General features: G+C 44.9%; 25 protein-coding genes. 12 read left to right on the plus strand and 13 right to left on the minus strand.

Translation table 11 applies throughout. The annotated features are described in order from the left end of the window. Positions 1–61: 61 nt before the first annotated feature. The 3 genes from BK820_RS03435 to ubiG all read right to left on the minus strand — a co-directional run bounded on the left by BK820_RS03435 (position 62) and on the right by ubiG (position 2280). Positions 62–808, minus strand: a complete 747-nt coding sequence (locus BK820_RS03435) for a YciK family oxidoreductase (RefSeq protein ID WP_004813911.1) — start codon at positions 806–808, stop codon at positions 62–64. A 63-nt stretch (positions 809–871) separates the two neighbouring features. Beyond that, a complete protein-coding gene (locus BK820_RS03440) occupies positions 872–1555 on the minus strand; it encodes an HAD family hydrolase (RefSeq protein WP_048882124.1) in 684 nt (227 codons plus the stop codon). After that, entirely contained in the window at positions 1552–2280 is a 729-nt protein-coding gene (gene ubiG, locus BK820_RS03445; RefSeq protein WP_048882125.1) for a bifunctional 2-polyprenyl-6-hydroxyphenol methylase/3-demethylubiquinol 3-O-methyltransferase UbiG, read from the minus strand. The genes BK820_RS03440 and ubiG overlap by 4 nt, the downstream gene beginning before the upstream one ends. A gap of 181 nt (positions 2281–2461) precedes the next feature. Here ubiG and BK820_RS03450 point away from each other — a divergent pair, with 181 nt between their 5' ends. Next, positions 2462–3076: a thiol:disulfide interchange protein DsbA/DsbL gene (locus BK820_RS03450; RefSeq protein ID WP_071320109.1), complete on the plus strand. Its 615-nt coding sequence runs from the start codon at positions 2462–2464 to the stop codon at positions 3074–3076. An 83-nt stretch (positions 3077–3159) separates the two neighbouring features. Here the strand turns inward: BK820_RS03450 and BK820_RS03455 are convergent, their stop codons facing one another. Continuing rightward, the gene (locus tag BK820_RS03455; protein ID WP_071320110.1) at positions 3160–3789 is read right to left on the minus strand and encodes a TetR family transcriptional regulator; all 630 of its coding nucleotides are present in this window, start codon (positions 3787–3789) and stop codon (positions 3160–3162) included. Between the two features lie 198 nt (positions 3790–3987). Here BK820_RS03455 and rph point away from each other — a divergent pair, with 198 nt between their 5' ends. Beyond that, positions 3988–4704, plus strand: a complete 717-nt coding sequence (rph, locus tag BK820_RS03460; RefSeq protein ID WP_004813903.1) for a ribonuclease PH — start codon at positions 3988–3990, stop codon at positions 4702–4704. Between the two features lie 156 nt (positions 4705–4860). After that, positions 4861–4983, plus strand: coding sequence for a hypothetical protein (locus tag BK820_RS15740; protein WP_004813902.1), 123 nt, complete (start codon positions 4861–4863; stop codon positions 4981–4983). Positions 4984–5108: 125 nt separating this feature from the next. Here the strand turns inward: BK820_RS15740 and nadC are convergent, their stop codons facing one another. After that, complete coding sequence (gene nadC, locus BK820_RS03465; RefSeq protein WP_071320111.1) at positions 5109–5954, minus strand: carboxylating nicotinate-nucleotide diphosphorylase; 846 nt, start codon at positions 5952–5954, stop codon at positions 5109–5111. Between the two features lie 180 nt (positions 5955–6134). On the opposite strand from nadC, the gene ampD reads away from it, so the two are divergent. Further along, the gene (gene ampD / locus BK820_RS03470) at positions 6135–6719 is read left to right on the plus strand and encodes a 1,6-anhydro-N-acetylmuramyl-L-alanine amidase AmpD (protein ID WP_004813900.1); all 585 of its coding nucleotides are present in this window, start codon (positions 6135–6137) and stop codon (positions 6717–6719) included. Between the two features lie 65 nt (positions 6720–6784). Further along, positions 6785–8335: a murein biosynthesis integral membrane protein MurJ gene (murJ, locus tag BK820_RS03475; protein ID WP_171260586.1), complete on the plus strand. Its 1551-nt coding sequence runs from the start codon at positions 6785–6787 to the stop codon at positions 8333–8335. Positions 8336–8428: 93 nt separating this feature from the next. Here murJ and BK820_RS03480 read toward each other — a convergent pair whose 3' ends face one another. Next, a complete protein-coding gene (locus BK820_RS03480; RefSeq protein ID WP_004647174.1) occupies positions 8429–8587 on the minus strand; it encodes a DUF1328 domain-containing protein in 159 nt (52 codons plus the stop codon). 193 nt (positions 8588–8780) lie between these two features. Here BK820_RS03480 and BK820_RS03485 point away from each other — a divergent pair, with 193 nt between their 5' ends. Beyond that, positions 8781–9233, plus strand: a complete 453-nt coding sequence (locus BK820_RS03485; RefSeq protein WP_005220481.1) for a YcgN family cysteine cluster protein — start codon at positions 8781–8783, stop codon at positions 9231–9233. A gap of 10 nt (positions 9234–9243) precedes the next feature. Here BK820_RS03485 and BK820_RS03490 read toward each other — a convergent pair whose 3' ends face one another. Beyond that, positions 9244–11379 carry a putative bifunctional diguanylate cyclase/phosphodiesterase gene (locus BK820_RS03490; protein WP_071320113.1) on the minus strand — a complete coding sequence of 712 codons (2136 nt, stop codon included), beginning with the start codon at positions 11377–11379 and terminating at the stop codon, positions 9244–9246. 264 nt (positions 11380–11643) lie between these two features. On the opposite strand from BK820_RS03490, the gene BK820_RS03495 reads away from it, so the two are divergent. Then, entirely contained in the window at positions 11644–12918 is a 1275-nt protein-coding gene (locus BK820_RS03495; protein WP_071320114.1) for a replication-associated recombination protein A, read from the plus strand. A gap of 372 nt (positions 12919–13290) precedes the next feature. Here the strand turns inward: BK820_RS03495 and BK820_RS03500 are convergent, their stop codons facing one another. The 5 genes from BK820_RS03500 to dapA form a co-directional block, all read right to left on the minus strand. After that, entirely contained in the window at positions 13291–13956 is a 666-nt protein-coding gene (locus tag BK820_RS03500) for a YrbL family protein (RefSeq protein WP_071320115.1), read from the minus strand. 158 nt (positions 13957–14114) lie between these two features. Continuing rightward, positions 14115–14747 carry a YrbL family protein gene (locus tag BK820_RS03505; protein WP_048882133.1) on the minus strand — a complete coding sequence of 211 codons (633 nt, stop codon included), beginning with the start codon at positions 14745–14747 and terminating at the stop codon, positions 14115–14117. Between the two features lie 193 nt (positions 14748–14940). Continuing rightward, complete coding sequence (gene purC, locus BK820_RS03510) at positions 14941–15660, minus strand: phosphoribosylaminoimidazolesuccinocarboxamide synthase (RefSeq protein ID WP_005220503.1); 720 nt, start codon at positions 15658–15660, stop codon at positions 14941–14943. 38 nt (positions 15661–15698) lie between these two features. Further along, positions 15699–16304, minus strand: coding sequence for a lipoprotein-34 precursor (NlpB) (locus tag BK820_RS03515; protein ID WP_071320116.1), 606 nt, complete (start codon positions 16302–16304; stop codon positions 15699–15701). Positions 16305–16316: 12 nt separating this feature from the next. Continuing rightward, positions 16317–17216 carry a 4-hydroxy-tetrahydrodipicolinate synthase gene (gene dapA, locus BK820_RS03520; RefSeq protein WP_071320117.1) on the minus strand — a complete coding sequence of 300 codons (900 nt, stop codon included), beginning with the start codon at positions 17214–17216 and terminating at the stop codon, positions 16317–16319. Between the two features lie 718 nt (positions 17217–17934). On the opposite strand from dapA, the gene mhpT reads away from it, so the two are divergent. The 3 genes from mhpT to BK820_RS03535 all read left to right on the plus strand — a co-directional run bounded on the left by mhpT (position 17935) and on the right by BK820_RS03535 (position 21454). Beyond that, complete coding sequence (gene mhpT / locus BK820_RS03525) at positions 17935–19149, plus strand: 3-(3-hydroxy-phenyl)propionate transporter MhpT (RefSeq protein WP_071320118.1); 1215 nt, start codon at positions 17935–17937, stop codon at positions 19147–19149. Positions 19150–19756: 607 nt separating this feature from the next. Further along, positions 19757–20386 carry a bifunctional nicotinamidase/pyrazinamidase gene (pncA, locus tag BK820_RS03530; RefSeq protein ID WP_008305864.1) on the plus strand — a complete coding sequence of 210 codons (630 nt, stop codon included), beginning with the start codon at positions 19757–19759 and terminating at the stop codon, positions 20384–20386. Between the two features lie 114 nt (positions 20387–20500). Beyond that, positions 20501–21454 (plus strand): bile acid:sodium symporter family protein, encoded by a 954-nt coding sequence (locus BK820_RS03535; RefSeq protein ID WP_071320119.1) that lies wholly within the window; start codon positions 20501–20503, stop codon positions 21452–21454. 67 nt (positions 21455–21521) lie between these two features. Here the strand turns inward: BK820_RS03535 and BK820_RS03540 are convergent, their stop codons facing one another. Continuing rightward, positions 21522–22775, minus strand: coding sequence for a hypothetical protein (locus BK820_RS03540; RefSeq protein WP_071320120.1), 1254 nt, complete (start codon positions 22773–22775; stop codon positions 21522–21524). Between the two features lie 77 nt (positions 22776–22852). Between BK820_RS03540 and serB the strand changes: the two genes are divergently transcribed. Continuing rightward, on the plus strand, positions 22853–24079 hold the full coding sequence (gene serB / locus BK820_RS03545; protein ID WP_071320121.1) for a phosphoserine phosphatase SerB: 1227 nt from the start codon (positions 22853–22855) through the stop codon (positions 24077–24079). Positions 24080–24489: 410 nt separating this feature from the next. After that, positions 24490–24825 (plus strand): ciprofloxacin tolerance protein AciT, encoded by a 336-nt coding sequence (gene aciT / locus BK820_RS03555; RefSeq protein ID WP_004890907.1) that lies wholly within the window; start codon positions 24490–24492, stop codon positions 24823–24825. The last annotated feature ends 94 nt before the right edge of the window (positions 24826–24919 follow it).

Here is a 24919-nt window from a genome sequence, read left to right on the forward strand (position 1 = left end):
AATTGTGGGACAGCAATGGCCAAGGCTCCCTCATTTCAATCATGTTCACTTCAATCAGCAGTTAATCCTGCGCATCAATACTTTGACCATTCATATGCAGACTGTCATCACCCATCAGGTACAGATAAGCCGGCATAATCGATTCCGGGGTTGGCAAGGTTAGTGGATCTTCATCCGGATAGGCTTTAGAACGCATCGCAGTCCGGGTTGCACCCGGATTAATGCAGTTAAAACGCACATGTGGATGTACATTTTCTTTGGCAAACAGCTGGCTTACCGCTTCAATAGCAACCTTGGAAACTGAATAAGCTCCCCAGCGTTCACGCACCTGACGGCCTACACCTGAACTGGTAAAGACCACAGAAGCATGCTCAGATTTTTCGAGCAGAGGAAGCAGGGCCTGAGTCAGCACAAAGGGTGCACGCAGGTTGACAGCCATTACATCGTCCCAGACGCCGGGGCTATAGTTTGCCAGTTCAATCCGTTCACCGAGCATGCCTGCATTATGCAGAATTCCGTCCAGACGACCAAACTGTTTACTCAGTGTTTCGAACAGGAGCTCGTAATCACGCTCAGAAGCACTGGAAAGCTGTAAAGGCAGAATTGCCGGGCGTGGTGCACCCAAACCTTCAATTTCATCGTAGATAACTTCAAGCTTGTTCAGGGTGCGACCATGCAGCACTACCGTCGCGCCATGCAGGGCATAGCTGATCGCTGCTGCACGTCCAATGCCATCGCCGGCACCTGTGATCAGGATAATACGATCCTTTAACAGGTCTGAGCGAGGTTGATATTCTGAATACTTCATGAACGACCTCCTTATTTCTTGCTTATTGTTGTGAAGTTTAATGTTCTGACCGGAACCTGAGTTTTAGCCGAGTACTGGCTTTAAAACCAGATCCTGAATTCGTTGATGTAATTCTTCTACACTATGCACGATACAATCGGCCTGCCAGGCGTTTAAATTATCTTTATGTTCTAAAGGCAGATAACCATAGGCTGCCAGAATAGTATACATATTGGCTGCACGTCCGGCATCGATATCACGTGGATGATCGCCGACATAGATACAGTCTTCAGCCGCCAGGTCAATCTGTTTTGCTGCCAGATACATTGGCTCCGGATCCGGTTTGGTACGGCCCACATCTTCCGGGCAGACCAGTACCGAACAGCGCTCTGAGAGATTCAATGCCGCAAGCAGCGATTCACTTAACCAGCGTGGTTTATTGGTGACAATACCCCAAGGAATACTGCGTGCTTCCAAAGCTTCCAGCAGTGGATACATGCCGTCAAACAGGTCAGTATCTACTGCAATATCGGCACCATACAGGTCTAAGAAACGCTGACGATGCGCCAGCAGGAGTGGATCTTCCAGCTCGAGTTCCGGATAGACCAGCTTGACCATGGCACGAGCACCTTCTGAAACCTGAGTGCGGATCAACTCTGGTGCTACTACTTCACGGCCTTCTTCGCGGCACATATCCTGAATAATGCGGACAAAGTCGGCAGCAGTGTCAATTAAGGTACCATCGAGGTCAAAGAGAACTGCTTTCATTCAGCAGCTCCATTCGCCTGTTCTTTTGCCGTATAGACCATATAGTTAACATCTACATTTGGCGCTAACCAGTAACGTTTAGTCAGCGGGTTATAGTGCAGACCCGTCATATCTTTTAGTTTCAGACCTGCGTTGCGGATGTCATGCGCCAGTTCAGATGGCTTGATAAATTTGCTGTAGTCATGCGTACCACGTGCCAGCATACGCAGCACATATTCTGCACCAATAATGGCAAACAGATAGGACTTCGGATTACGGTTAATGGTCGAGAAGAACACATGCCCGCCTGGTTTTACCAGCTTATGGCAAGCCTGAATGATCGATGCCGGATCTGGAACATGCTCCAGCATTTCCATGCAGGTCACCACATCGTATTGTCCTGCTTGTTCCTCGGCGAGTTGCTCAACAGGAACCTGACGGTATTGAATATTGCTGACACCTTCCTGTTCCGCATGTAGACGTGCCACATTCAGGGGTGCTTCACCCATATCGATACCAAGCACATCAGCCCCACGGCGTGCCATGCTTTCGGCCAGAATGCCACCGCCACAGCCCACATCCAGAACTTTTTTGCCGCTCAAGCCGCCAGCATGTTCGTCAATCCAGTTCAGACGTAGTGGATTAATCATGTGCAAAGGGCGGAACTCGGAATGCTGATCCCACCATATGGCTGCGAAAGCTTCAAATTTGGCAATTTCTTGTGGATCAACATTCAATTGCGACATCGGTGTCACCTCAATCAAGTCGTTATATTTTAAAAAAGTTCAATGTTGATTAGTGTAGCGCTTCCTGCAAAAAAAGCGATAAAAGCCTTAAAAAAGTTCACAGAATAAAAACGAAAGCCGCATATTTGATTTATAGTATCTGCATAAGCTAATCATAAAGATTTTGAGGATCATAATTCCAATGAAAAAATTTATTTTAGGCACTGTTGCTGCATCTGTTTTAGCATTTTCTGGTAGTGCGATGGCCAACTTTGTAGCAGGCCAAGACTATCAAGTGCTGGCTAAGCCAGTCAAAGTTGAAAAGCCAGGAAAAATCGAAGTACGTGAATTCTTCTGGTATGGCTGTGGTCACTGCTACACACTTGAACCGCATATGCAGACCTGGTTGAAACAACTGCCTAAAGATATTCGTTTTGTCCGTACTCCAGCTGCGATGAACCCACTATGGGAACAGGCAGCACGTGCCTATTATGTGTCTGAAGCCCTGGGTGTTCGTCAAAAAGCGCACTTGCAGTTGTTCCATGATATCCATGCGAAGCAAAAACCAATTTTAGAACAAGCACAACTCGCCAAGTTCTATACCCGTTATGGTATTTCAGAAGCGAAATTTTACAGTACGTATAAATCATTCCCGATTTCTTCAAAAATCGCCCAGGCGAAAAATCTGGCCGCATCTTATCAGTTAACGGGTGTACCAGCCGTGACCGTGAATGGTAAGTATGTCGTTCAGGGTGATGATGCCAAAGTAATTCAGGTGGTAAATTTCTTGGTAGAAAAAGAGCGTAAGGCAAAATAATTTCTGCCTGATCTTAAAAAACCTGCACCTTGCTGCAGGTTTTTTATTGTTGAAAATATCTATTCTAGCTGCCTGAAGGCTGTTTATGCATGAATGCCTTGAAATAGCAGTTTCATCTGAATAACCGTCTGAGCTTTAAATTCTGCCGCGCGACTTTGTTGAAGATTGACATCTGACAGACCTTGAATACTCAGCCAACCCATCGCCCAATTCAAGGATAAATCCACGAGCATCTGGACCAGCAGCTTCAAGTGTTGAGGCGATTTGATTCCCTGAGCGGAATAAAGATTTCCCAGCTCATCGACCAGATCAGCAACCAAAAATTGCAGTTCTCGCTCAATACTGGTCCGCAAAAAGTCTGATCCGCCCCAACGTTCTGTACTAAAAAATAGCCATGGCTCAGGATGTTCTTCAACAGCCTGAAGGAAAAGATCAATTGAGGTTTCAGTGTCTGAATGTACTTGATACAAGTAAGCTTCTACCAGCCGATTTAAGACACCTTTTAAATTAATGGCGACTTGGTCGAGCAGTTCCAGACCCAATTGCTGCATGTCCTTAAAATGCCGGTAGAACGCCGTCGGCACCAGTCCAACTTCACGGGACAGTTCACGCAGGCTGATATTGCTAAATGCACGACCACGGCTACTCAGTACCAGTGCGGCATCTAGTATTGCCTGATGACTTTGCTGTTTGCGTTCTGCACGTAAAGACATAAAAATCTTCTCGATATTTCCCTTTAAGTTTAACAAAAAATCGGCAATCACGCAGCGCCATTCAGATGGCCTGATTTTGTATTTTGATCGAACAAGACTGAATTGATTTTGTAAATCATGCCAAGGGCCGGGCAATCTTGGCAGAGGCTTCTGCTATACTGAGCCGCAATTATTTTTCAGTCAAAGCAGGACTTATTTATGCGTATCGACCAGCGAGCATTAGATCAATTACGTGACATCAAAATTACCCGCAATTACACACGTTATGCGGAAGGTTCAGTATTGGTTGAATTTGGTCATACTAAAGTGCTTTGTACTGCCAGCATTGACAACTCGGTTCCCCGTTTCCTGAAAGGTCAGGGCCAAGGCTGGGTAACCGCAGAATATGGCATGCTGCCACGTTCAACACATACCCGTAGCGACCGTGAAGCGGCACGTGGCAAACAGAGTGGCCGTACTCAGGAAATCCAGCGTCTGATCGGCCGTAGCCTGCGCGCTATGGTGGACCTGAAAAAACTCGGTGAAAATACGATTACTATCGACTGTGATGTGATCCAGGCAGATGGCGGGACACGTACAGCCTCTATTACCGGTGCTGCGGTAGCATTGATTGATGCGATGAATGTGTTGCTTGAGAAGAAAAAAATCAAGCAAGATCCACTTAAAGGTCTGGTTGCTGCAATTTCTGTGGGTATCTTCAAAGATGAAGTATTACTGGATCTTTGCTATGAAGAAGATTCTAACTGCCAGACTGACCTGAATGTCGTGATGACTCAAGCTGGTGAATTTATTGAAATTCAAGGCACTGCAGAAGACAAGCCATTTACCCGTAGCCAATGCAATGACATGCTGGAAATGGCTGAGAAGGGCATCCAAGAGCTGATCAAGAAACAGCAAGAAGCTTTAGGCTGGTAATTTATCTTCTAGTGAAAAACGCATCTTCGGATGCGTTTTTTTATGGGTATTCTTAGGCTTCAACATTGCCTCACAAAAATTGAACAGGACCTATCTACTGTATCGCTATGTTTCGAGAGATGATTTTCAATCTACTTAACTATAGAGGGTCAACGTATGAAAATATTATTCATGGCACTTTCAGTCTGTACCGTTCTTGGTCTGACTGCCTGTGATAATAATTCCCGTGATGCAGATCGGGATGGTGCTTCTGCACCAGCAGGACAAAATACCAATTAGTCATCATACCCCAGTGTCACTTCATTCATCTTTATTATTTTTTTGTGCAAAAACTGCGCAAAAAAATCGAAAAATAAAAAAAAAGGGTGCTTCGCACCCTTCTTCTATCACGTATTCAGCAAGATCTAGGCATTAAAACGCATGGATAAATCAATTGCTTTCACATCTTTAGTCAGAACGCCCATCGAAATATAATCTACACCTGTACTAGCCACTTCACGTAAATTCTCAATCGTAATATTGCCCGAAGCTTCCAGTTTGCAACGACCTGCTACATGCTTCACCGCATCAACCATTTGCTGCTGGTTAAAATTATCCAGCATTACAATATCTGCCTTGGCTTCAAGTGCCTGATTTAACTCATCCCAGGTTTCTACTTCGACTTCTACCGGTTTACCTGGTGCTATCTGATGTGCCTTGGCAATGGCCTGTTCAATCCCACCGGCTGCCATAATGTGATTTTCTTTAATTAAAAAGGCATCGAACAGCCCCAGACGATGATTCTGACCACCCCCAATCGCTACGGCATATTTCTGTGCAATACGCAGGCCGGGAATGGTTTTACGGGTGTCTAACAGTTTGGTATTTAAACCTTCTAATTGTTTGACATAGCTTGCTGTTTTGGTCGCGACTGCAGACAGGGTTTGGACAAAATTCAATGCCGGACGTTCTACCGTGAGCAGGCTACGCGCAGAACCTGCCAGTTTCAGGAAGGCTTCATTTGCTCCGACACGGTCACCGTCATTCTTCAGCCAAATCACTTCAATTTTTGGATCGTAGGCTTGAATCAGAGCATTCACCCAAGGTTGCCCAGCCAGCACCATATTCTCACGACTGATAATGGTGGCAGTCGCCTGTTCATCTTCAGGTGTCAGCAGGGCAGTGATGTCACCATCACCAATGTCTTCAGCCAGCGCCTGTTGAATATTGATCTGAATCGACTGTTCTAGCAAAGCTTGAGATATGCTCATGAGTATTTCCGTATCTTTTGTAAGCCGTGAAAATTGCGCGTTATATTAGCACTGTTACATAAAAATGAGCGATTTTTCGTACAGTCATCACAGCTGAATTGAGATTTGGATACGAAAGTTTTAGCATTAAGCCAGCTGCATTGCGCAGCAGTCATTTTGATTGGGGATAGGAAAGTTTTTATGCAACAAGCACCTGCATTTCATGTGAAGGATGGACAACTCATCGGTGCACGCCAGATTCCCTCACCCAATTTTAACCAGCGTCCGGAAAATACCGAGATTCAACTGATCGTGGTGCATAACATCAGCCTGCCGCCCTCGCAATTTGGCGGTGGTTATATTGAGCAGTTTTTCCAGAATCAGCTGGATTGGTCAGTACATCCTTATTTTCAGACCATTCAGGGCATGCAAGTGTCCACCCATCTGTTGATTCTGCGTAGCGGGGAAGTGCTGCAGTTTGTCAATTTTAATGACCGGGCCTGGCATGCGGGTCGTTCGACCTATCTCGCTAAGAAAGAATGCAATGATTATTCTATCGGGATTGAGCTTGAAGGCAGCGATGACCTTCCCTTTGAACAGGCACAGTACGATGCACTGGTACAGGTGACTGCCTGTCTGCAAGCCCATTATCCAAAAATCCAGCAACATATTGCCGGACATTCTGATATTGCCCCGGGACGTAAAACTGATCCAGGCCTACATTTCAACTGGGTCGCATTCCGTAAACAATTGCATCATTATAAAAATACATCAATACCTGAATAGGAATGTGATAAAGCAATGAACTTCTGCCAGAAGTTTCATTACAATAGGCAAAATTTAAACATTAGGTGAACAGTATGGCGCTGTGGCGTTCGACCGTCATTGTCAGTGCGATGACCATGTTGTCACGGGTACTGGGTCTGGTCCGGGATATTGTACTGCTCAATGTCTTTGGTGCAGGCAAGGACTTCGATACCTTCGTGGTCGCATTCCGTATTCCCAATTTCTTCCGGCGTCTGTTTGCGGAAGGAGCTTTTTCACAGGCTTTTATTCCGGTATTGACCGAATATAAAACCACACGGACGCATGCCGAGGTACAGATCCTGATTAGTAGGGTATTTGGCTGTCTGTCTACCGTCATGAGCCTACTGACCTTCGTGGCCATGGTGGCTGCACCCGCCATTATTTATGTCTATGCACCGGGCTTCCATGCAGATCCAGAGAAGTTCGCATTGGCATCGGACATGTTCCGCCTGACCATTCCTTATCTGTTGTTCATGTCACTGACGGCTTTTGCCAGCAGTATCCTGAACAGCTACGGTTCATTCACTACACCCGCTTTTGCACCGGTGCTTTTGAATGTGGCAATGATTGCCGGCGCCTTGTGGCTTACCCCGTATATGGCCGAACCGATCATGGCATTGGGCTGGGCAGTATTGATTGCGGGTGCTTTGCAACTGGCGATTCAGATTCCGGAACTGTGGCGCAAGAAACTGCTGATTCCACCCAAAATCGACTTCAAGCATGAAGGCGTAGACCGCATCATGAAACTGATGCTGCCAGCGCTGTTTGGTGTTTCGGTGACGCAGATCAACCTGCTGCTAAATACCATCTGGGCATCCTTTATGCAGGATGGTTCGGTATCCTGGCTTTACAGTGCTGAACGTATGACGGAGTTGCCATTGGGCTTGATTGGCGTGGCAATTGGTACCGTGATTCTGCCATCTTTGTCGGCACGTCATGCCGAACAGGATCAGGTGAAATTCCGCAGTATGATCGACTGGGCGGCGAAAGTGATTGTAATGGTCGGCCTACCGGCCAGTATTGCATTGTTCATGCTTTCTACGCCGATCATTCAGGCGCTGTTCCAGCGTGGTCAGTTTGATCTGGAAGATACCCAGATGACAGCAATGGCGCTCCAGTGTATGAGTGCTGGCGTGATTTCATTCATGTTGATTAAAGTTTTTGCACCAGGTTTCTATGCCCAGCAAGATACCAGAACACCGGTACGTGTCGGTTTAATTGCAGTAGCGGCTAACGCGATTCTGAATGTTGTGTTTATTGGATTCTTCAAGCTGATTGACTGGCATGCAGAACACATGGCATTGGCTTTAGCTTCTTCAGGTTCAGCTTTGGTCAATGCCGGAATGCTATATTTCTATCTGCACAAGCGTGATATTTTCCGCTTTGGTGGCCACTGGAAAAAGCTCATGTTGCAGTTTGGTTTTGCCAACTGTGCCATGATCGCTGCGCTGGCATATGCATTGACTTGGTATAATGGTGAGGTATCGCAATGGATCCGTGTGACTGAAGTCATCGGGCTGTGTATTGTCGGAGTCACAGTTTATCTGCTTGCATTGGTATTGACCGGTTTCCGACCACGACATCTGAAACCATAAAATTCATGCAAAAAAATAAGAGCCATGAGGCTCTTATTTTTTACTTCTTATTCCATCGGTAGATGGTCTTGAGTCAGGACAAAATCCGTTACTCTAGACCTTACCGCGGGACAAGAAACCAACAATTGCAAGAATAACCGCAATTACCAACAGAATAATCGCGAAATCCTTAGACAGACCGGCTACTCCACCAAAACCCAGTAAACTGGCAATCAATGCAATAACAGCGAATATAATAGCCCAACGAAACATCTTTGAATCTCCATGTGTTTTTATTCTCAAAATTAGTATAGGGACAATAAGCTCTTCAAACTGTTAACCTTTTGTTGATAATCTGTCTAATAGTTAGTAATCGTGTGAGTATAGTTATCAAATGCTTACAGTACGTTTATTTTGTGCAGGGCTGCTATAATAGATTGCTCCTGTCTCATCTCTGCCTGCTGTTATGACTGATACTTTGCGTCCTGAATTCTGGAAACACTATACCCTGAACGAGCTGAAGCCTCAGGAGTGGGAAGCATTGTGTGATGGCTGCGGGCTCTGCTGTCTCATTAAATTTGAAGATGAAGATACTCAGGAAGTCACCTATACACGCGTTGCCTGTAAACTGCTTGACTGTCAGACCGCGCGCTGTTCAGATTATCCCAACCGTTTACAATTCGTGCCTGACTGTATTCAGCTCACGCCTGAAAAATTGGCGGCTATTCACTGGTTACCAGCCAGTTGTGCCTATCGCCGGGTGGCTGAAGGAAAACACTTGCCGTCTTGGCATTACCTGATCAGCGGTTCACGTGAAAGTGTCATTAAAGCGCGCAAGTCAGCTGCGGGCCGCTGTCTGAGTGAGCTCGAAGTCGATGAAGACGAAATGGAAGATCATATTGTGCGCTGGGTGCGCTAGAAGTTTCGTTCTAACACACAGTGCTATGCAGTAATTGCTGTGCTGCACTACCCGCCATTGGCCGATAGAAATAAAAACCTTGTCCGATCTGGCAGTCACAATTAATCAGGGTAGAAAGTTGCTCGGTATTTTCAATACCTTCTACCAGCACATCAAGCTCAATACTGGACCCAATCTGGGTAATAGCTTTGACAATTGCCAGTGCCGAGAGATCAGTATTCAGGCGTTCCACAAAGTTACGGTCAATCTTGATACAGTCCACCGGATATTCCTGTAAACGGGTCAGCGAAGAATGGCCAGTACCGAAATCATCTAAAGAAATATGAATGCCCGCCTGTTTTAACAAGTTCAGTGCGCGAATAACATAATTAGCTCCCCGTTCTGACAGACTTTGTTCGGTAATTTCCAGTTCAACCTTGTCTGCCGAAATATCGAAGCGAGACAGCCGTTCTAATAACTTTTCAGCATAATCGTCACGCAGGAATTCGACAGGCGCTGCGTTGATCGAGATTGGCAGAACTTCTAAGCCTTGTTCCTGCCATTGGGTCATATCTTCAAAGACTTTCAGCTGCATGGTTTCGCTGATTCTTGAGGCCAGTTCATAGTCCTGAAAGGCACAGAAAATACGGGATGGCAGCTGAACCTGGTGGTACTGATCTTTCCAGCGCAGCAGTGCTTCAAAACCAATCACCGCACCATCGGACAGGCGTACCTTGGGTTGATAGTAAGGAATAATCTGGTTTGAATTGATAATTTTACGTGCCAAAATTAGTTGACGGGTCATCTTGTCCAGCGATTCAAACATTTCCTGACTGAACATGCGGATGCCACCGCGACCACTGTTTTTCAGATCATTGAGTGCGATATCGGCACACTTTAATAAGTTAGAACTGTTGATGGCATCACGGGGATAAATGGCACCACCAACACTGATGCCACTATTAATACTTCTACCGGCATAACTGATCGGTATTTCCATCTGCTGACAGACCTTTTTAGCCACCTCTAACAGCTGTGATTCATGCTCAAGATTTTGGACCAAGACAGCAAATTCATCACCCCCTAAACGGGAGACGATGGCTTCAGGTCCAAGATTGTTCTTGAAGCGTTCCCCCAGGACATGTAAAAGATGGTCACCGGCAATATGCCCTAAGGTGTCATTGATATGCTTGAAATAGTCCAGGTCAATCAGGAGCAGCCCGGCTTGGCTCTGTTGTTGCCGTGCTCTGAACAGGACGCGTTTAAACTGTTTGTAGAAGGTACCGCGATTATATAGTCCAGTCAGCTCATCAATTTCTGTGACTGCTTTCAGCCGGGTTTCCACCTGTTTTTGCTGGCTGACATTACGTGAAACACACAGAATCTGTCGAGTCACATTGTGTTCATCCACGATTGGAGTGAGTAAATTATCCCAATACTCTGGTGCTTGACCCTGTAGCTGGCTAGTGCCGGAAAAACGGGCATTCATACCTTGGGCAGCACGCTTTAGCGCACGCCTGCCAGATGGACGGACCTCGGCAGGCAGCAGATTCAGCCAGGACATACCAAAATGCTGTTCGGTTTCGGACAGTCCCAAAGCCTGTCGGCCAGAACGGTTTACATGACTCAATTTACCATCAGGAGTCATGATTTTTATGCAGTCTAAGCTTGCATCCAGCATATTTTGCTGGGTAGCAATGATCTGAGAGAGTTGCTGCTGGATTTCAAAATAATCATGCACATCGGTCAGGGTGATAGCCCAGCGCAGCAGGCTACCCGTTTCATAATGAAACTTCATGTTCAGCAGACACATACGATAACCGTGATCGAGTTTCTGGATCCGGCATTGCAGTTCTGCATTCTGACGTTTATTCAGTGCAGTATGCCATTCGCTAATAAAATTAGATAAATCATCAGGATGAATAAACCGTTGCCAGTATTCCCGACCGTACTCATTCAGGTCAATCCCGAGATAGTCCTGCATGGCCGTATTAAAATATTCAATCTCATCCCGAGTCTGCAACCACATTGGTTGAGGAAGGGCATCAGCAAAATCCTGGATACATGTCAGCTCTGGGCCAGTGGTCGACCTGAAAGTATCTGACGGTAATGAATCCGGTGATTCAAACCGGGCAAAAGTGTCCAAATTCTGCTTATCAAATTCCATGTATTCACCGATACAGAGGTTTTATTTGATCTAACCCCGGACCCACTTATCTATTATTAGAATAAAAGAACATTCATTCAGCGCTAGCTGATCTAAAAAGAATATGATCAAATTTGTATGAAGATGCAAGGTCTAATTCACTTGAAATGATAAAAAATATTGTCATACGTCGGTACAGAGACAGAAGCTAGACAAACTTCATATTCGGAATTAAAAACAGCTAATGCTAGAATGCAAACAGATTAAAAGTGAGCCCATTATAAAATGTCAGACAGCCATATCCCTCTTCCTGAACGTTTGAGGCCACGTGACCTCAGGGAAATTATTGGGCAGGATCACCTGCTCGGTGAAAATGCACCTTTACGTCAGATGATTGATCAGGGGCATTTACCGTCTATCATTTTCTGGGGGCCACCCGGTGTAGGCAAAACCACAATTGCACTTTTACTGGCACAGGCAGTGGATCGGCCCTTTGTCAGCCTGTCCGCATTAAATACCGGGGTGAAAGAACTTCGTGAAGTCATTGCGGAAGGTGGTGATCTGCTGACCCCCGTGGTGTTTATTGACGAGATTCACCGCTTTAATAAGTCTCAGCAGGATGCTTTGTTAAATGCGGTTGAAAAGGGCAAAATTACCCTGATTGGTGCCACCACCGAAAACCCATCTTTTGAAGTCAACAGTGCCTTGTTGTCACGCTGTCAGGTTTATAGTCTAAACGCTTTAAGTGCCGAGGCAATTGAGACTTTATTGACTCAGGCGATTCAGTCTGATCGTTTCTTACAAGAACGTCATATCCAGATTGAAGAATTCGATGCCCTGATCCAGTTTGCAGCAGGAGATGCACGTAAAGCACTTAATTTGCTAGATCTGGTTGCCAGCACCTTTGAACCGGATATGGAAAATATCATCACCAACGCGGTGGTGGTAAAGGTAGCGCAGCAAAATATTGCCCGCTATGATAAGTCTGGTGAGCAGCACTATGATCTGGTCTCAGCCTTTATCAAATCGATTCGTGGCAGTGATCCGGACGCAGCACTATACTGGATGGCACGGATGTTAAAGGGTGGTGAAGATCCAGTCTTTATTGCACGCCGTATGCTGATTGCCGCCTCTGAAGATATTGGTAACTCCAATCCAAATGCATTGTTACTGGCGGGAGAATGCTTCCGTTCTGTTCAGGCCGTTGGAATGCCGGAATGCCGGATTATATTGGGACAATGTGCAGTTTATCTGGCCACCAGTGCCAAGAGCAATAGCACCTATCTGGCCATCAATAAAGCCATGGAATTGGCAGATAAAACTTCTCATCTGCCAGTACCATTACATTTACGTAATGCACCGACCAAGCTGATGAAAGAGCAGGGCTATGGTGTAGATTATCTGTATCCACATAATTATCCAGAACATTTTGTACTACAGGATTATATGCCACCGGAACTGAAAGGAACCAGGCTATATGAGTCAGCACGAAATAAACGTGAGGTTGAAGGAGAACGCTTACAGCAACGCCGCTGGCAACAACAGCAACAGCAGCAATAAAAATTTCTACGGATATCTACGGTTTATCCTTTTAGGTGTCTATTTTTATTGGTTTTCCTGCCAAAAGCTGTACGATCAACTCAGGCTGAACTCAGTCGCAAGTCCATTACTTTTTTAGAAACTTAAAAAGGTGTGCAAAAAAAAGCCCAGTTCAGGGAGAACCGGGCTGAAAATAGGATGTCCTTGGGGGAGATACATCCTAGAGGGTAGAAAAAATTCTGATCGGCAAGTCTGGCGAAAATAACTTCTAATGCCATGACCTCGCCTGCTATAGAAATGATTTTAAGAGCTTTGATCAGAGATGTAAAACTGATTATTTTTATTAATAGAATTCATTTTTTCGATGATTGTAAAAGGCAATAAAAAACCGAGCTAGGCAGCCCGGTTTTCGATTTGATTCTGCTGAGCAGATTGCAGCAATTCATCCATTTTATGGCGAATTCGACCTTCAATTTTGCGTACATTCTTGGCATTCAGAGATTTACTCATGGCACGTAGCGGGATAAACAGTTTATCTCCCATACCATCAACCAGGACAAACTCCGGTTTACCACTGCGCTTTTCACTGTACATGATGCCGGCAATATTCACTTCCCCATAAACAATATGCAGATCGCAGCAGGCATCAAAAAATTCATTCAGTGCTTTGGCATGTGTGTCATTAAACTCGCCAGTACGGCAGAGTTCGTGCAGGGTAATGCCGTTGCCATTTGGACTGATAATTTTCTCGACAACCAGCCCTAAGCCCTGATCTGTTTCCACAAAGCCATAGGGTGTTTCAATCGGGAAACTAAAAATGTTGTGCTTATAATGATTTTTACACAGCTGTAGGTATTGCAATACTTCACGGCGAAACTGCTTATATACACCTTGAGCATGCCCACGTTTAAAACGGCCGAGATGTGCCCATTCACCGTTATCATTGATGCGGTTTGGGTTCATCACTTTAATGGCTTTACTTTCATCAGTCGGATGCTGATAAACCAGTTTATAACCGCCTTTACCTAGAAGGGTAAGATCATTAAGTTGATACATCATGAAGACCTGAATAAAATAAATGGGAGAATTTTTAACCGTAATGTAACATAAAATACACGAAAAAGCCCACCTATACCCTTGGTGAAAGGAGTAAATGATAGTAACCGCTTGAGAAATAAATCAAATAACTGAGTGGTTCAGCTCAAAAAAATTGTAAATTAAGCTTCGAGCAGCTTTTGCATCTGCGCTTTAATTTTAGCCTCAACTTTACGTACATTTTTAGCATTGATACGCTTGCTCATGGCACGTAATGGAATAAGCAGTTTTTCACCCATACCATCGACCAGAACAAATTCAGGTTTATTATGCCGCTGTTCGGTATACATGATGCCGGCAATATTCACTTCACCATAGACAATATGCAGGTCACAACACTGATCAAAGAAGAGATCCAAAGCCTGTGCATGCTTCTCGGTAAATTGTTTTTCACGACAAAGCTCATGCAGGGTAATTCCTCTGCCATTTGGGCTGATAATTTTTTCCACGACTAGCCCCAAACCTTTATCGGTCTGAACAAAACCATACGGAGTTTCAACAGGAAACTCAAACTGGTTATATTGATAGTTGTTCTTGCATAACTGCAGGTATTGCAATAACTCACGGCGGAACTGTTTATACGCCCCTTGAGACAACTGGCGCTTGATCTTGCCATGACCTTTCCAGCCACCATCAATATCTACACGATCCGGATTCATGATCTTGATAATCTTATCGTCTTGCTCGGGGTGCTGAAAAACAATTTTTGAGCATCCTTGGCCCAGACGGGTAAGTTCATCAATTTTATACATCATGTAATGTTCCTGATAAGTCGAGGGATCTCATCCTAGGCCGATGGCGAAATGGACAGATGGGTTAATGCTACCTAAAAATAAGAAAAATTTCATGTGCTGACATAGAAATGATATTTAAACTGATGATTTGCAAAAGCATAAAAATAAAAAACCGAGCCATTCAGCCCGGTTTTTTGAATCTGTCGATAACAGATCAGATATTGTCTAAATCAATACCTAAACGTGCAGCAACTTCTTCATACGCTTCAACCACACCGCCCAGGCCTTGGCGGAAACGGTCTTTGTCTAGTTTTTTCTTGGTATCTTTGTCCCATAGACGGCAACCGTCTGGAGAGAATTCATCACCCAGTACGATACGGTCGTGGAACACACCGAATTCAAGTTTGAAGTCAACCAGAAGCATATTGCCCGCTTCGAATAATGCTTTAAGCACTTCGTTCACTTGGTAAGTCAGTTCTTTCATTTTTGCCAGTTGTTCAGCAGTTGCCCAACCCAGAGCAATCGCTTGAGATTCGTTCACCATTGGATCGCCAAGGGCATCATCTTTAAAGAACAATTCGAATGTAGGAGGTGTTAACTCTTTACCTTCTTCAACACCAAGACGACGGCATAAAGAACCCGCAGCATAGTTACGTACAACACACTCTACTGGAATCATTTTGAGTTTTTTTACCAATACTTCGTTTGGCGTTAATAGCTTCTCAAAATGAGTTTCAATACCAGCAGCAGCCAGCTTTTCCATGATGAAGGCGTTAAAACGGTTATTCACCTTACCTTTACGATCCAGTTGTTCGATCTTTTCGCCATTGAATGCTGACGCATCGTCACGAAAAACTAAAATCAGGTGGTCTTCACTGTCTGTGGTATAGACAGATTTCGCTTTACCAGTATAGAGCAAGGTTTGTTTTAACATGAGGGAACCTTCTACAAAAAAAAATGCCTAGAAAATGTCTAGGCTGGCCAATTTTGGTAAATCTGGTTTAACAGTTCTGCTGCTTTTTCGCGATCGGCAAAACTGTTATCAGGATTAAACACAGCCAGGGTGTTACTCGAACCTGCAGGAGAGAGTCTTAAAACATAGGTCTGCTGATCGACCTTAATCGTTACCTGGTAACGATCTTTGCTTTGACCAACGATGGAATGGTTAAGGCTGCTGAGCGTGGCAAGAGTGTATTGCCATATTGTAGCAGCATTTCCATCAATTTTGAGCAACGGATTTTGATTTCCATCCATCACCAGTTGCGGCTTTCCTGTTATATCTGTAACAGTTTCATCAGCTTGAGTTGAACGAACTGGCTCAGTAGAAGGGCGTGGCAGGGCAAAACGGTTGCCACGTTCATTTTCCAGTTTTGGTGCATGTTCAATCGCAAGCGGATCTACTGTCGGAGCAGGATACAATGGCGTTGCAGGACGAACCATAGCACCTTCAGGGTATTGCAGAGGCTCTAGCGTAGTGGTGTCCTTGTAATCCAAAGTGCCATTTTTAAAGGCCATTGAACTACAACCCGCTAAACTGAATGCTGAAAGGGCAAGGATAAGTCCTAAACGTAATTGCATAGTATTGTGCTCTTATTTAATGACGCCCGCTGCAGCAAGTGCTTCATGAAGCGGAGCGCGATATTGTTCTGCAAGTGGTGTTAACGGCAGGCGAATACCTGTACCGATGAGGCCCATGTCATGGAGTGCCCATTTCACAGGAATTGGATTCGATTCGCAAAATAAAATATTGTGTAAATTTGCAACCTGAGCGTTAAGCGCTTCAGCGTGAGCATCATCACCGCGAATAGCAGCGGCACACACTTCGCTCATGGCTTTTGGTGCAATGTTGGCGGTCACAGAAATGTTCCCTTTCGCACCATGTGCCATCAGCTGATATGCCGTTGCATCATCACCAGAATACACGGTCATGTCTTTGCCTTGTAAGCCAGCAATCAGTGCAGCACCGCGTTCAACATCACCTGTCGCATCTTTAATCCCGACAATTTGCGGGATATCTGCCAGACGAATCACTGTTTCGTTTAACATGTCCACACCGGTACGACCTGGTACGTTGTACAGGATTTGCGGCAGATCTACGGCTTCAGCAATCGCTTTATAGTGCTGATACAGGCCTTCTTGAGTTGGCTTGTTATAATACGGAGTGACTAGCAGTGCAGCATCTGCGCCCAGGTCTTTGGCTTCCTGGGTCAGCTCAATGGCTTCACGTGTTGAGTTTGCGCCTGTGCCGGCGATGATTGGAATGCGTTTGTTCGCGACACGAATGATTTCTTTGATCACTTGCGTGTGTTCACTCATGCTGAGTGTAGACGCTTCACCTGTTGTACCAACCGCGACAATACTGTTGGTGCCCTCTGCAATGTGCCACTCAACCAGCTTCTCGAGACCCTTCCAATCTACGCTGCCATCTTCAAACATAGGGGTGACGATTGCGACAATGGAACCCTGAATGGTCTGTGCTTGCTGAGTCATTTTAAAAAACTATCCTATTTGTCCATCCGAAGAGAATGAGAAAACATATTTGGGATGGGTTTGTATTTTGATTTGTAGCAAATTCAATGCATTTGCGCCGAATTGAATATTGCGTATGCAAATTATGACTGATCAGCAGCATAAGAACAATATGCTTTGCTGAAAGCCGTTCAATTCTTTATACAAAGCTCTGTAACAACAAGCAAGCAATAAAAAGAATGAAGCTTCTTGTAAAACGATAAAAAGAGAAGAGTATTTTCACATAGTCTGGATAATTGGACACTTAAATAGAATTGTCATATAAATGACTGTTTAAGTAAGTTATTACATTGAAAATTCAAATAGTTAAGCGATTTTTTAAGATTTATAAATGATTATCCAATAGCTAAAACATATCAATAATACAAGGATAGACATAGTTAAAAATGCCTTAAAATCGCTGTAATGATTCTTTTTAGATATTAGTGAATCCTTAGATATTTATTGAATGTTGGATTTTTTTAGCTGATCTGTAAGCCTTAAATCCTTAAACAGGAATTTTCTGGCAATGACAATAATTGTTTTTGCGACTTTCTAAGGATTGTATCTCAAACAACAGCACCGACTCCTGTATCTGTATATCCCACTAAAACATTCAACTTATTGGTAGTTAAATCCGACTTCGGTCTCATAGATGATGACGGCTCTATTTGAACGCTGATTGAACAAGGATAATCCAATGGAAAAATCAGATAATAAGCATGCTATCGTCACGGTCGCGATCTGTTTTCTGATTGCAGTGATTGAAGGCTTAGATATTCAGGCTGCAGGTATTGCAGCAGCGGGTATTCGTGAGCATTTTGGTCTCGATAGCTCACAATTGGGTGTATTTTTCAGTGCAGGGATTCTGGGTCTATTGCCTGGTGCACTGGTCGGTGGTCGTATTGCGGACCGTATTGGCCGTAAGACTGTTTTGATCTGGTCTACAGCGGTGTTCGCTGTATTCACACTTTGTACAGTATGGGTCAATAGCTTTAACTCATTATTGGCTGTACGTTTCTTGGCAGGTGCGGGTCTTGGAGCGGCAATGCCAATTTTAATTACGCTTGCATCTGAAGCTGTCACACCTGCAAATCGTGGTCGTGCAGTCGGCTTGATGTACGGTGGTATGCCAGTCGGTGCAGCAATTCTGTCATTGATTGCAGCGACTGAATTTGGTGCAAACTGGAAAAACATTTTTTACCTCGGGGGATTATTACCAATCATCGTGATTCCGGTGATGATGTTCTTATTGCCTGAGTCTAAAGAGTACTTAAAAGCGAAAGATCTAGCAGAAAATGCACCTGCTGATGCTGCGCCTAAAGGTGCGTTTAAAGATCTGTTTAACTCACAAAACCTGCTACGTACCATGTTCATCTGGGTAAGCTACTTCTTCACATTGATAGTGGTATACATCATGCTCAGCTGGTTGCCATCTCTATTCCAAGAACTTGGCTTCACACGTAAAGAAGGTGCTACGGCTCAGTTCTACTTCATGTTAAGTGCGACTGTAGGTACAGTGATTCTAGGTGTGTTAACTGACCGCTGGAAGAAAGCATACGTCATTCTATTAATGTACGGCGGTATCTTGGCCGGTCTATTGGCGCTAAACGCTGCAGGTTCATTAACACAAATGTACATGGCATCAGCGCTAGTGGGTGCATTCGTTATCGGCTGTCAAGGTGTATTGTATGCCTTCGGTGGTATCGTTTACCCAACAGAAGTTCGTGGTACGGGTGTTGGTGTGGCATCAGCAGTAGGCCGTATTGGTGCAATGCTTGGACCAGCAATTGCAGGTAGTCTGTTAACTGCAGGCTTCGGTGCGGCGGGCGTAATCTCAGCAGCGATCCCATGTATTATTATCTCAGCAGTATTCATGTTGTTCTTGGTTCGTAAAATGAACAGTGCGGCATAAGCGAAACTGAATAAAAAACCCGCAGGATGCGGGTTTTTTTATGTCTCAAAGAATGATTCAAACGACATAAATGAACGTCTTAAAACCTATGTCGCTATTCGAATTCAGCCATATTTGTCATGATTGCACTGAAAAATAATTACAAATAAGAAAGAGTGCTTGGCTCAAAAACTACGTATTGCGCATTTGCTATAACAACATCAAAACTATACGCTATGGATCATTCAGGGCGAAATTCAGCGTGAGTTACCTCATCTCCTTGAAACTCAAACACACTCTTTCTGGACGGGCATAGCTCAGCTTTGAAGATCAAGCGCGTATGGATGATGTAAATCTACACATCATTGTCTTTAAGCTTGATGCAATGCCGAAATATTTTGATTGGCTATATACGACGTTACACACGGGCTTATTGTTACTTTCATGTGGCATCGCTAGGTAAAGCCAAAATCTACTTACGTTTTTGTGCGCCATTTGGCCCAAGAATTGCTCGAATATGATTTTTGTCAGAATGCGCAGTCATTCTATTTTTGTCACTGGGACTAAAAAACAGCATGGTTTTTAGGCTATGCTTGGGCATCATCAAGATTTCAAGGAATGAGAGCGTATGCAGCAGAATGCCGCGTTGATTGTTGTGGATGTTCAGAAGGGATTTACCCCGGGAGGTAATCTGGCAGTCGCAGGTGCGGATCAGATTATTCCGAATATCAATCAACTAGGACAATACTTTAGTAATATTGTACTGACCCAGGACTGGCATCCAGAAAATCACATTTCCTTTGCAGCTCATCATCCTGACAAAGCTGCCTATGACACGATCCAGCTAGAGTATGGCCCTCAGGTGCTCTGGCCAAGCCACTGTGTGCAGGGCACTGCGGATGCTGAACTGCATCCAGAATTGGATCTGCCACAAGCGCAGCTGATTATTCGCAAAGGCTTTCATCAAAATATCGACAGTTACTCTGCTTTTATGGAAGCAGACCGGAAAACTAGTACCGGTCTGGCAGGTTATCTGCGAGAACGTGGCATCGATACGGTATTTATTGTTGGAATTGCCACCGATTTCTGTGTGGCGTGGACGGCGATGGATGCCTGCAAACTGGGCTTTAAGTCCTATGTAATTGCGGATGCTACTAAAGGCATTGACCTGAATGGTTCACTGCAACATGCTTGGCAGGACATGCTGGCTCAAGGGGTAAAAAGGATTTATCTGAAAGATATAATCGATGTGGCTTAAGCGCTGGCTTTTTATTTTTGAGCTGATCTGCTTTCAGACGAGTTGATATATTTATATATTTTGAGGTATCAAACGATGCCTCGATTTTCTTTTAAATGCCCCCGGATTTCCCACATGTCAGCACTCCTTCAATTTAGCCAGTTTGTCCAAAAGACCTTTGCTTTGTGGGTGATTCTGTTTTCTGCTATTGCCCTGATGCTACCGGAGCTTTTTGTCTGGCTACGTGCCTATATTCCCTGGATGTTGGGCCTGATCATGTTGGGTATGGGCATGACTATGACAGTAGGCGATTTTAAAAGTGTGTTACAGAGTCCAAAAGCAGTGGCAATTGGGGTAGTGGCCCAGTTTATGGTGATGCCAGGGCTGGCTTTTCTCCTATGTCAGCTGTTCCAGCTCCCGGCTGAAATTGCGATAGGGGTAATCCTGGTGGGTTGTTGCCCGGGTGGAACTGCATCCAATGTGATTACCTACATGGCCAAAGGCAATACAGCCCTGTCTGTGGCCTGTACTTCGGTTTCAACTTTGCTAGCACCTGTTTTAACGCCGACTATTTTCTATCTGTTGGCTAGTCAGTGGATTGAGATCAATGCCTGGTCAATGCTGGTATCAATTCTGCAAGTGGTATTATTTCCGATTATTTTAGGCCTGATTATCCGTGCCATTTTAAAGGCTAAAGTTGAGGCTTATATCCAGGTATTGCCACTGATCTCGGTGATTGCGATTGTCGCAATTGTCGCCGCAATTATTGCTGGCAGTAAAACCCAGATTCTGGAATCCGGACTAATGATTTTAGGCATTGTTGCCTTACACAATGGTCTGGGTTATTTACTTGGTTATTGGGCCAGCAGGATCTTTAAACTAGCTGAAATTGACTGCCGTGCGGTATCGATAGAAGTGGGCATGCAGAATTCTGGTCTAGGTGTGGCTTTGGCTGCGACTCATTTTGCTGCATCTCCCATCACAGCCGTACCGAGTGCCATTTTTAGCTTATGGCACAATATTTCTGGACCAGCCTTGGCCACTTATTGGGCAGCCAGAAAACCCGCTGAGACTGATCAGCAGAACTGATGCCAGCAGAAACAAGGAATAAAAAAAGCCCGATGCTAAGATCGGGCTTTTTACTCTTCAAAATTTATTAGGAGGCTTTAGATTGTTTCGATTTCAGGATATCGGTTCGGAAGCTTTGCGCCAGTTCTGCCATCTCGGCATCCATCCCATTCATCACGAAAGCATGACGAGTTAGGACATTGGTTGGATTTGGCATGCTGACCAGTTCATAGTGATCAGAAATAGATTTAAGTAAGAAGTTCGGGACATGTACCGCACTTTCACGCGCTATCAGTTGCTGTGCCAGACGTTCAGCCGCTTGAGCTGAATTCAGCTGCATTTCATCCACTTTCGAAGCAATCGCGCTACGTGTCTGCAAGACAAAACGTTTATCTTCACGGTAGCGTTTGTACAGCACTTCAGAAAGTAACTGGAAGACATAGCTGATCAGGGTGAGGCAGGCGAGGGCATTGGGCTTGTCTGCGGCAATACTCAGCGTTGCGCCTTTTTCATCAAACTTGTGTACCGTCCAGACATCCGAGCTGTTCAGTTTATAATGTTGTACGCACAGTTCAGTGGCCTTATTTAGGAAGATCTGACACAGGTTGAAATAAGGCACAGACACAGTCTTGTTGACCGAATCCAGCAGCTGTTTGGGATCATAGAACTGGATATTCAGTGAAAGAGTATCTTTTTCGACCACGACTGGCGTGTTGTCTTTTTCCTTTGGCTTATTGTGAACCGCTTGCTGTGCCTGAGCAATTGCCAAAGCCGCATTGTGTTTTTCCTGTTCCAGTGCCTGAGTCAGCGTTTGAATTTCAAATTTCAGACGTGATTCATTATTGATGCGCGCCAGGTATTCGCTGCGGCTTGGACGGGCAATGGCGCGATAAGCTAACCATAATAAACTATGCAGAATGAAAGAGAATAAAATCGCCGTCCACTGGGTACGCAGAATTTCACCGATACTTGGCTCAATCAAAGTAATCTCAACTGAACCGACTTTTTTCTCGTTAAGTAATGCTTCGCGGACAAAAACCTCGCCCTCTCGGGTTTTCGTCAGACCACCAGTGGCTAAAACCTGAGCATTTGCATCTAGGATGCGAATTGAGGCAACACTTGGGTTAGTGGAATAACGATTTGCCAGTAAAGCCAGTGAAACACGATTGGCTGGATCCAGCTCAGCCAGGCTGTCTGTCACCAGTTGACTGGTCATGAGCTGACCTTGGCTGGCACGGTTTTCATTCAGCTGGTGAGTGGTTGCCAATACCAGTAAGAAGGTATGAAGGGCAAAACTTATAATCAGTAGGCTAGCAAATAGCCCTTGTCTAGGCGCATTCAACGTAAACTTCCAAGGCAATTCTATTCAAATTCGATTATGATTCTAACAATAGTTGTAGCTCAGACCCGAGTCAATTCATGCGAGAAATCATTCTTATATCATTCTTAGGACCCGACCAGCCTAATCAATTTACACGATTAATGCAGGTTTTGTCCGCTCATTCCTTACAGATCCTGGATGTTGGACAAGCGGTTATTCATAACCAGTTGACCTTAGGTATTGTTGTATCTTCGGACGACCAGACCGCTACCGCATTAGCCATGAAGGAAATCCTGATTCTAGCACATGATATCGGGTTAACAGTGCGCTTTAAACCGATCTCTGTCACAGAATACAATCAATGGGTCAAAGAAGGGGGTCAGACCCGTTATATCGTGACCGCATTGGCCCCGGAATTAAAGGCTTCCCACTTGCAAGCCGTGACCCAGATCGTGTCCAGTCAAGGCTTTAATATTGAAACTGTAACCCGACTCTCCGGTCGTCCGGTACTGGACGGTGATGATACGGAGGCTGGACCAAAACGTGCCTGTGTACAGTTCAGCCTGAAAGGCCAGATGCTAGATGCCGCAGCAATGCGTACAGCCTGCCTCAGCCTGTCTACGGCACTGAATGTCGATGTTGCAGTTCAGGAAGATAATGTTTATCGCCGTAACCGTCGTCTGGTCTGTTTTGATATGGATTCAACCCTGATCGAGCAGGAAGTGATTGACGAGCTGGCGATTGAAGCAGGTGTCGGTGCACAGGTGGCTGAAATCACCGAACGTGCCATGCAGGGCGAGTTAGACTTCCAGCAAAGCTTCCGTGCACGTGTAGCACTACTAAAAGGTATGGATGCATCTGTGCTGCCGAAGATCGCAGAACGTCTGACCATTACTGAGGGCGCAGAACGTCTGATCTCTACCTTGAAAGCACTGGGTTATCGCACCGCAATTCTTTCTGGCGGTTTCCAGTACTTTGCTGAGCATCTGCAGACCAAGCTAGGCATTGATGAGGTCCATGCCAATGTCCTCGATGTTGAGGATGGGATGGTGACAGGTGAAGTCAAAGGTCATATTGTTGATGGTGCGCGTAAAGCGCATCTGTTAATGACGATTGCTGAAGAGATGGGTATTTCCCTGGAACAGGCAATTGCCGTGGGTGATGGTGCCAATGACCTGCCAATGCTATCGATTGCCGGTTTAGGCGTCGCATTCCGTGCCAAGCCACTGGTCCGTCAGAATGCCAATCAGGCGATTTCTAGTGTCGGTCTGGATGGCGTGCTGTACCTACTTGGTGTGCATGATAAAGACCTCAGCCGTGCCTGAGATTAGCGATTTTTAACATAGAAACGCGGTCAAATGGCCGCGTTTTTTATGCTGATTGATCACGCGCTGAAGAATAGTAGAGGGAGCTGTATAGAAATATACCGATCATCTTAAACGGAAAAATAATTTTTTCAGTGCAGAAAAACGGCGTTTATTTTGTAATGACACGCCAGCATCGATGGGGCAAATGTTTCGGAAAAACTCTAAAAATAAAAAATGTAATGACAAAATAATATCGCGACAGAATATGTCGTTGAACAGAAATAAAGGACTTTTTTTAGTTAAAAAACTCATCATAATGCTGGCATAGATAGACAAATCAATATATTCCACGAAGTGGGTTTTACGACATTCAACCATGAGAACCGCTGCATTGCTTGCATGATCTGGGGTTGGACGGAGGGGATTTTATGGTAACAGCGAATTTAGCAACAATTGTGGGCTTTAGTCTGGTAGCCGCTGCTGTACTTGTTGTGTTCTTCTCGCCGTATCGTCGCTGGTTAAGTTTTATGGTGGCTGGAATGTTTACCTGGGGGCTGATTGAAGTCATTCGCCTGGGAACACAGACACTATTTGAACTGCCAATGACCTATGGTTATTTAGCGGCGTTATCGAGCGTGATGGTCATAGTAACTCTACTGTTGCTACGTGAAGATCGTCGTGCCGAGCGTGCACTGGCCAAGCGCCGCTGCATCGAACATACACCTGTTTATGAAGATGACCAGCAGCAGTTATCCAGCCGATAATTACGCTATTAAAAACAATAAAAACAATAAAAACAAATGCACCTTAGGGTGCATTTTTTGTTAACGATCATCTACAAACTGCATGCTTAACCTC

It is taken from the genome of Acinetobacter sp. LCT-H3 (genome assembly GCF_001866125.1).
In the GTDB taxonomy this organism is placed as follows: Bacteria; Pseudomonadota; Gammaproteobacteria; order Pseudomonadales; family Moraxellaceae; genus Acinetobacter; species Acinetobacter schindleri.

Bases quoted from the DNA above. Each gene is read 5' to 3' on its own strand.
- BK820_RS03485 (WP_005220481.1), top strand. From the start codon at position 8,781: ATGACTGATACTTTGCGTCCTGAATTCTGGAAACACTATACCCTGAAC.
- serB (WP_071320121.1), top strand. From the start codon at position 22,853: ATGCGAGAAATCATTCTTATATCATTCTTAGGACCCGACCAGCCTAAT.
- ubiG (WP_048882125.1), bottom strand. From the start codon at position 2,280: ATGTCGCAATTGAATGTTGATCCACAAGAAATTGCCAAATTTGAAGCT.
- BK820_RS03490 (WP_071320113.1), bottom strand. From the start codon at position 11,379: ATGGAATTTGATAAGCAGAATTTGGACACTTTTGCCCGGTTTGAATCA.
- BK820_RS03455 (WP_071320110.1), bottom strand. From the start codon at position 3,789: ATGTCTTTACGTGCAGAACGCAAACAGCAAAGTCATCAGGCAATACTA.
- purC (WP_005220503.1), bottom strand. From the start codon at position 15,660: ATGTTAAAACAAACCTTGCTCTATACTGGTAAAGCGAAATCTGTCTAT.
- aciT (WP_004890907.1), top strand. From the start codon at position 24,490: ATGGTAACAGCGAATTTAGCAACAATTGTGGGCTTTAGTCTGGTAGCC.
- BK820_RS03450 (WP_071320109.1), top strand. From the start codon at position 2,462: ATGAAAAAATTTATTTTAGGCACTGTTGCTGCATCTGTTTTAGCATTT.
- BK820_RS03500 (WP_071320115.1), bottom strand. From the start codon at position 13,956: ATGATGTATCAACTTAATGATCTTACCCTTCTAGGTAAAGGCGGTTAT.
- BK820_RS03515 (WP_071320116.1), bottom strand. From the start codon at position 16,304: ATGCAATTACGTTTAGGACTTATCCTTGCCCTTTCAGCATTCAGTTTA.
- mhpT (WP_071320118.1), top strand. From the start codon at position 17,935: ATGGAAAAATCAGATAATAAGCATGCTATCGTCACGGTCGCGATCTGT.
- dapA (WP_071320117.1), bottom strand. From the start codon at position 17,216: ATGACTCAGCAAGCACAGACCATTCAGGGTTCCATTGTCGCAATCGTC.
- nadC (WP_071320111.1), bottom strand. From the start codon at position 5,954: ATGAGCATATCTCAAGCTTTGCTAGAACAGTCGATTCAGATCAATATT.
- rph (WP_004813903.1), top strand. From the start codon at position 3,988: ATGCGTATCGACCAGCGAGCATTAGATCAATTACGTGACATCAAAATT.
- BK820_RS03440 (WP_048882124.1), bottom strand. From the start codon at position 1,555: ATGAAAGCAGTTCTCTTTGACCTCGATGGTACCTTAATTGACACTGCT.
- BK820_RS03435 (WP_004813911.1), bottom strand. From the start codon at position 808: ATGAAGTATTCAGAATATCAACCTCGCTCAGACCTGTTAAAGGATCGT.
- BK820_RS03480 (WP_004647174.1), bottom strand. From the start codon at position 8,587: ATGTTTCGTTGGGCTATTATATTCGCTGTTATTGCATTGATTGCCAGT.
- BK820_RS03495 (WP_071320114.1), top strand. From the start codon at position 11,644: ATGTCAGACAGCCATATCCCTCTTCCTGAACGTTTGAGGCCACGTGAC.
- BK820_RS03505 (WP_048882133.1), bottom strand. From the start codon at position 14,747: ATGATGTATAAAATTGATGAACTTACCCGTCTGGGCCAAGGATGCTCA.
- ampD (WP_004813900.1), top strand. From the start codon at position 6,135: ATGCAACAAGCACCTGCATTTCATGTGAAGGATGGACAACTCATCGGT.
- BK820_RS15740 (WP_004813902.1), top strand. From the start codon at position 4,861: ATGAAAATATTATTCATGGCACTTTCAGTCTGTACCGTTCTTGGTCTG.
- pncA (WP_008305864.1), top strand. From the start codon at position 19,757: ATGCAGCAGAATGCCGCGTTGATTGTTGTGGATGTTCAGAAGGGATTT.
- BK820_RS03535 (WP_071320119.1), top strand. From the start codon at position 20,501: ATGTCAGCACTCCTTCAATTTAGCCAGTTTGTCCAAAAGACCTTTGCT.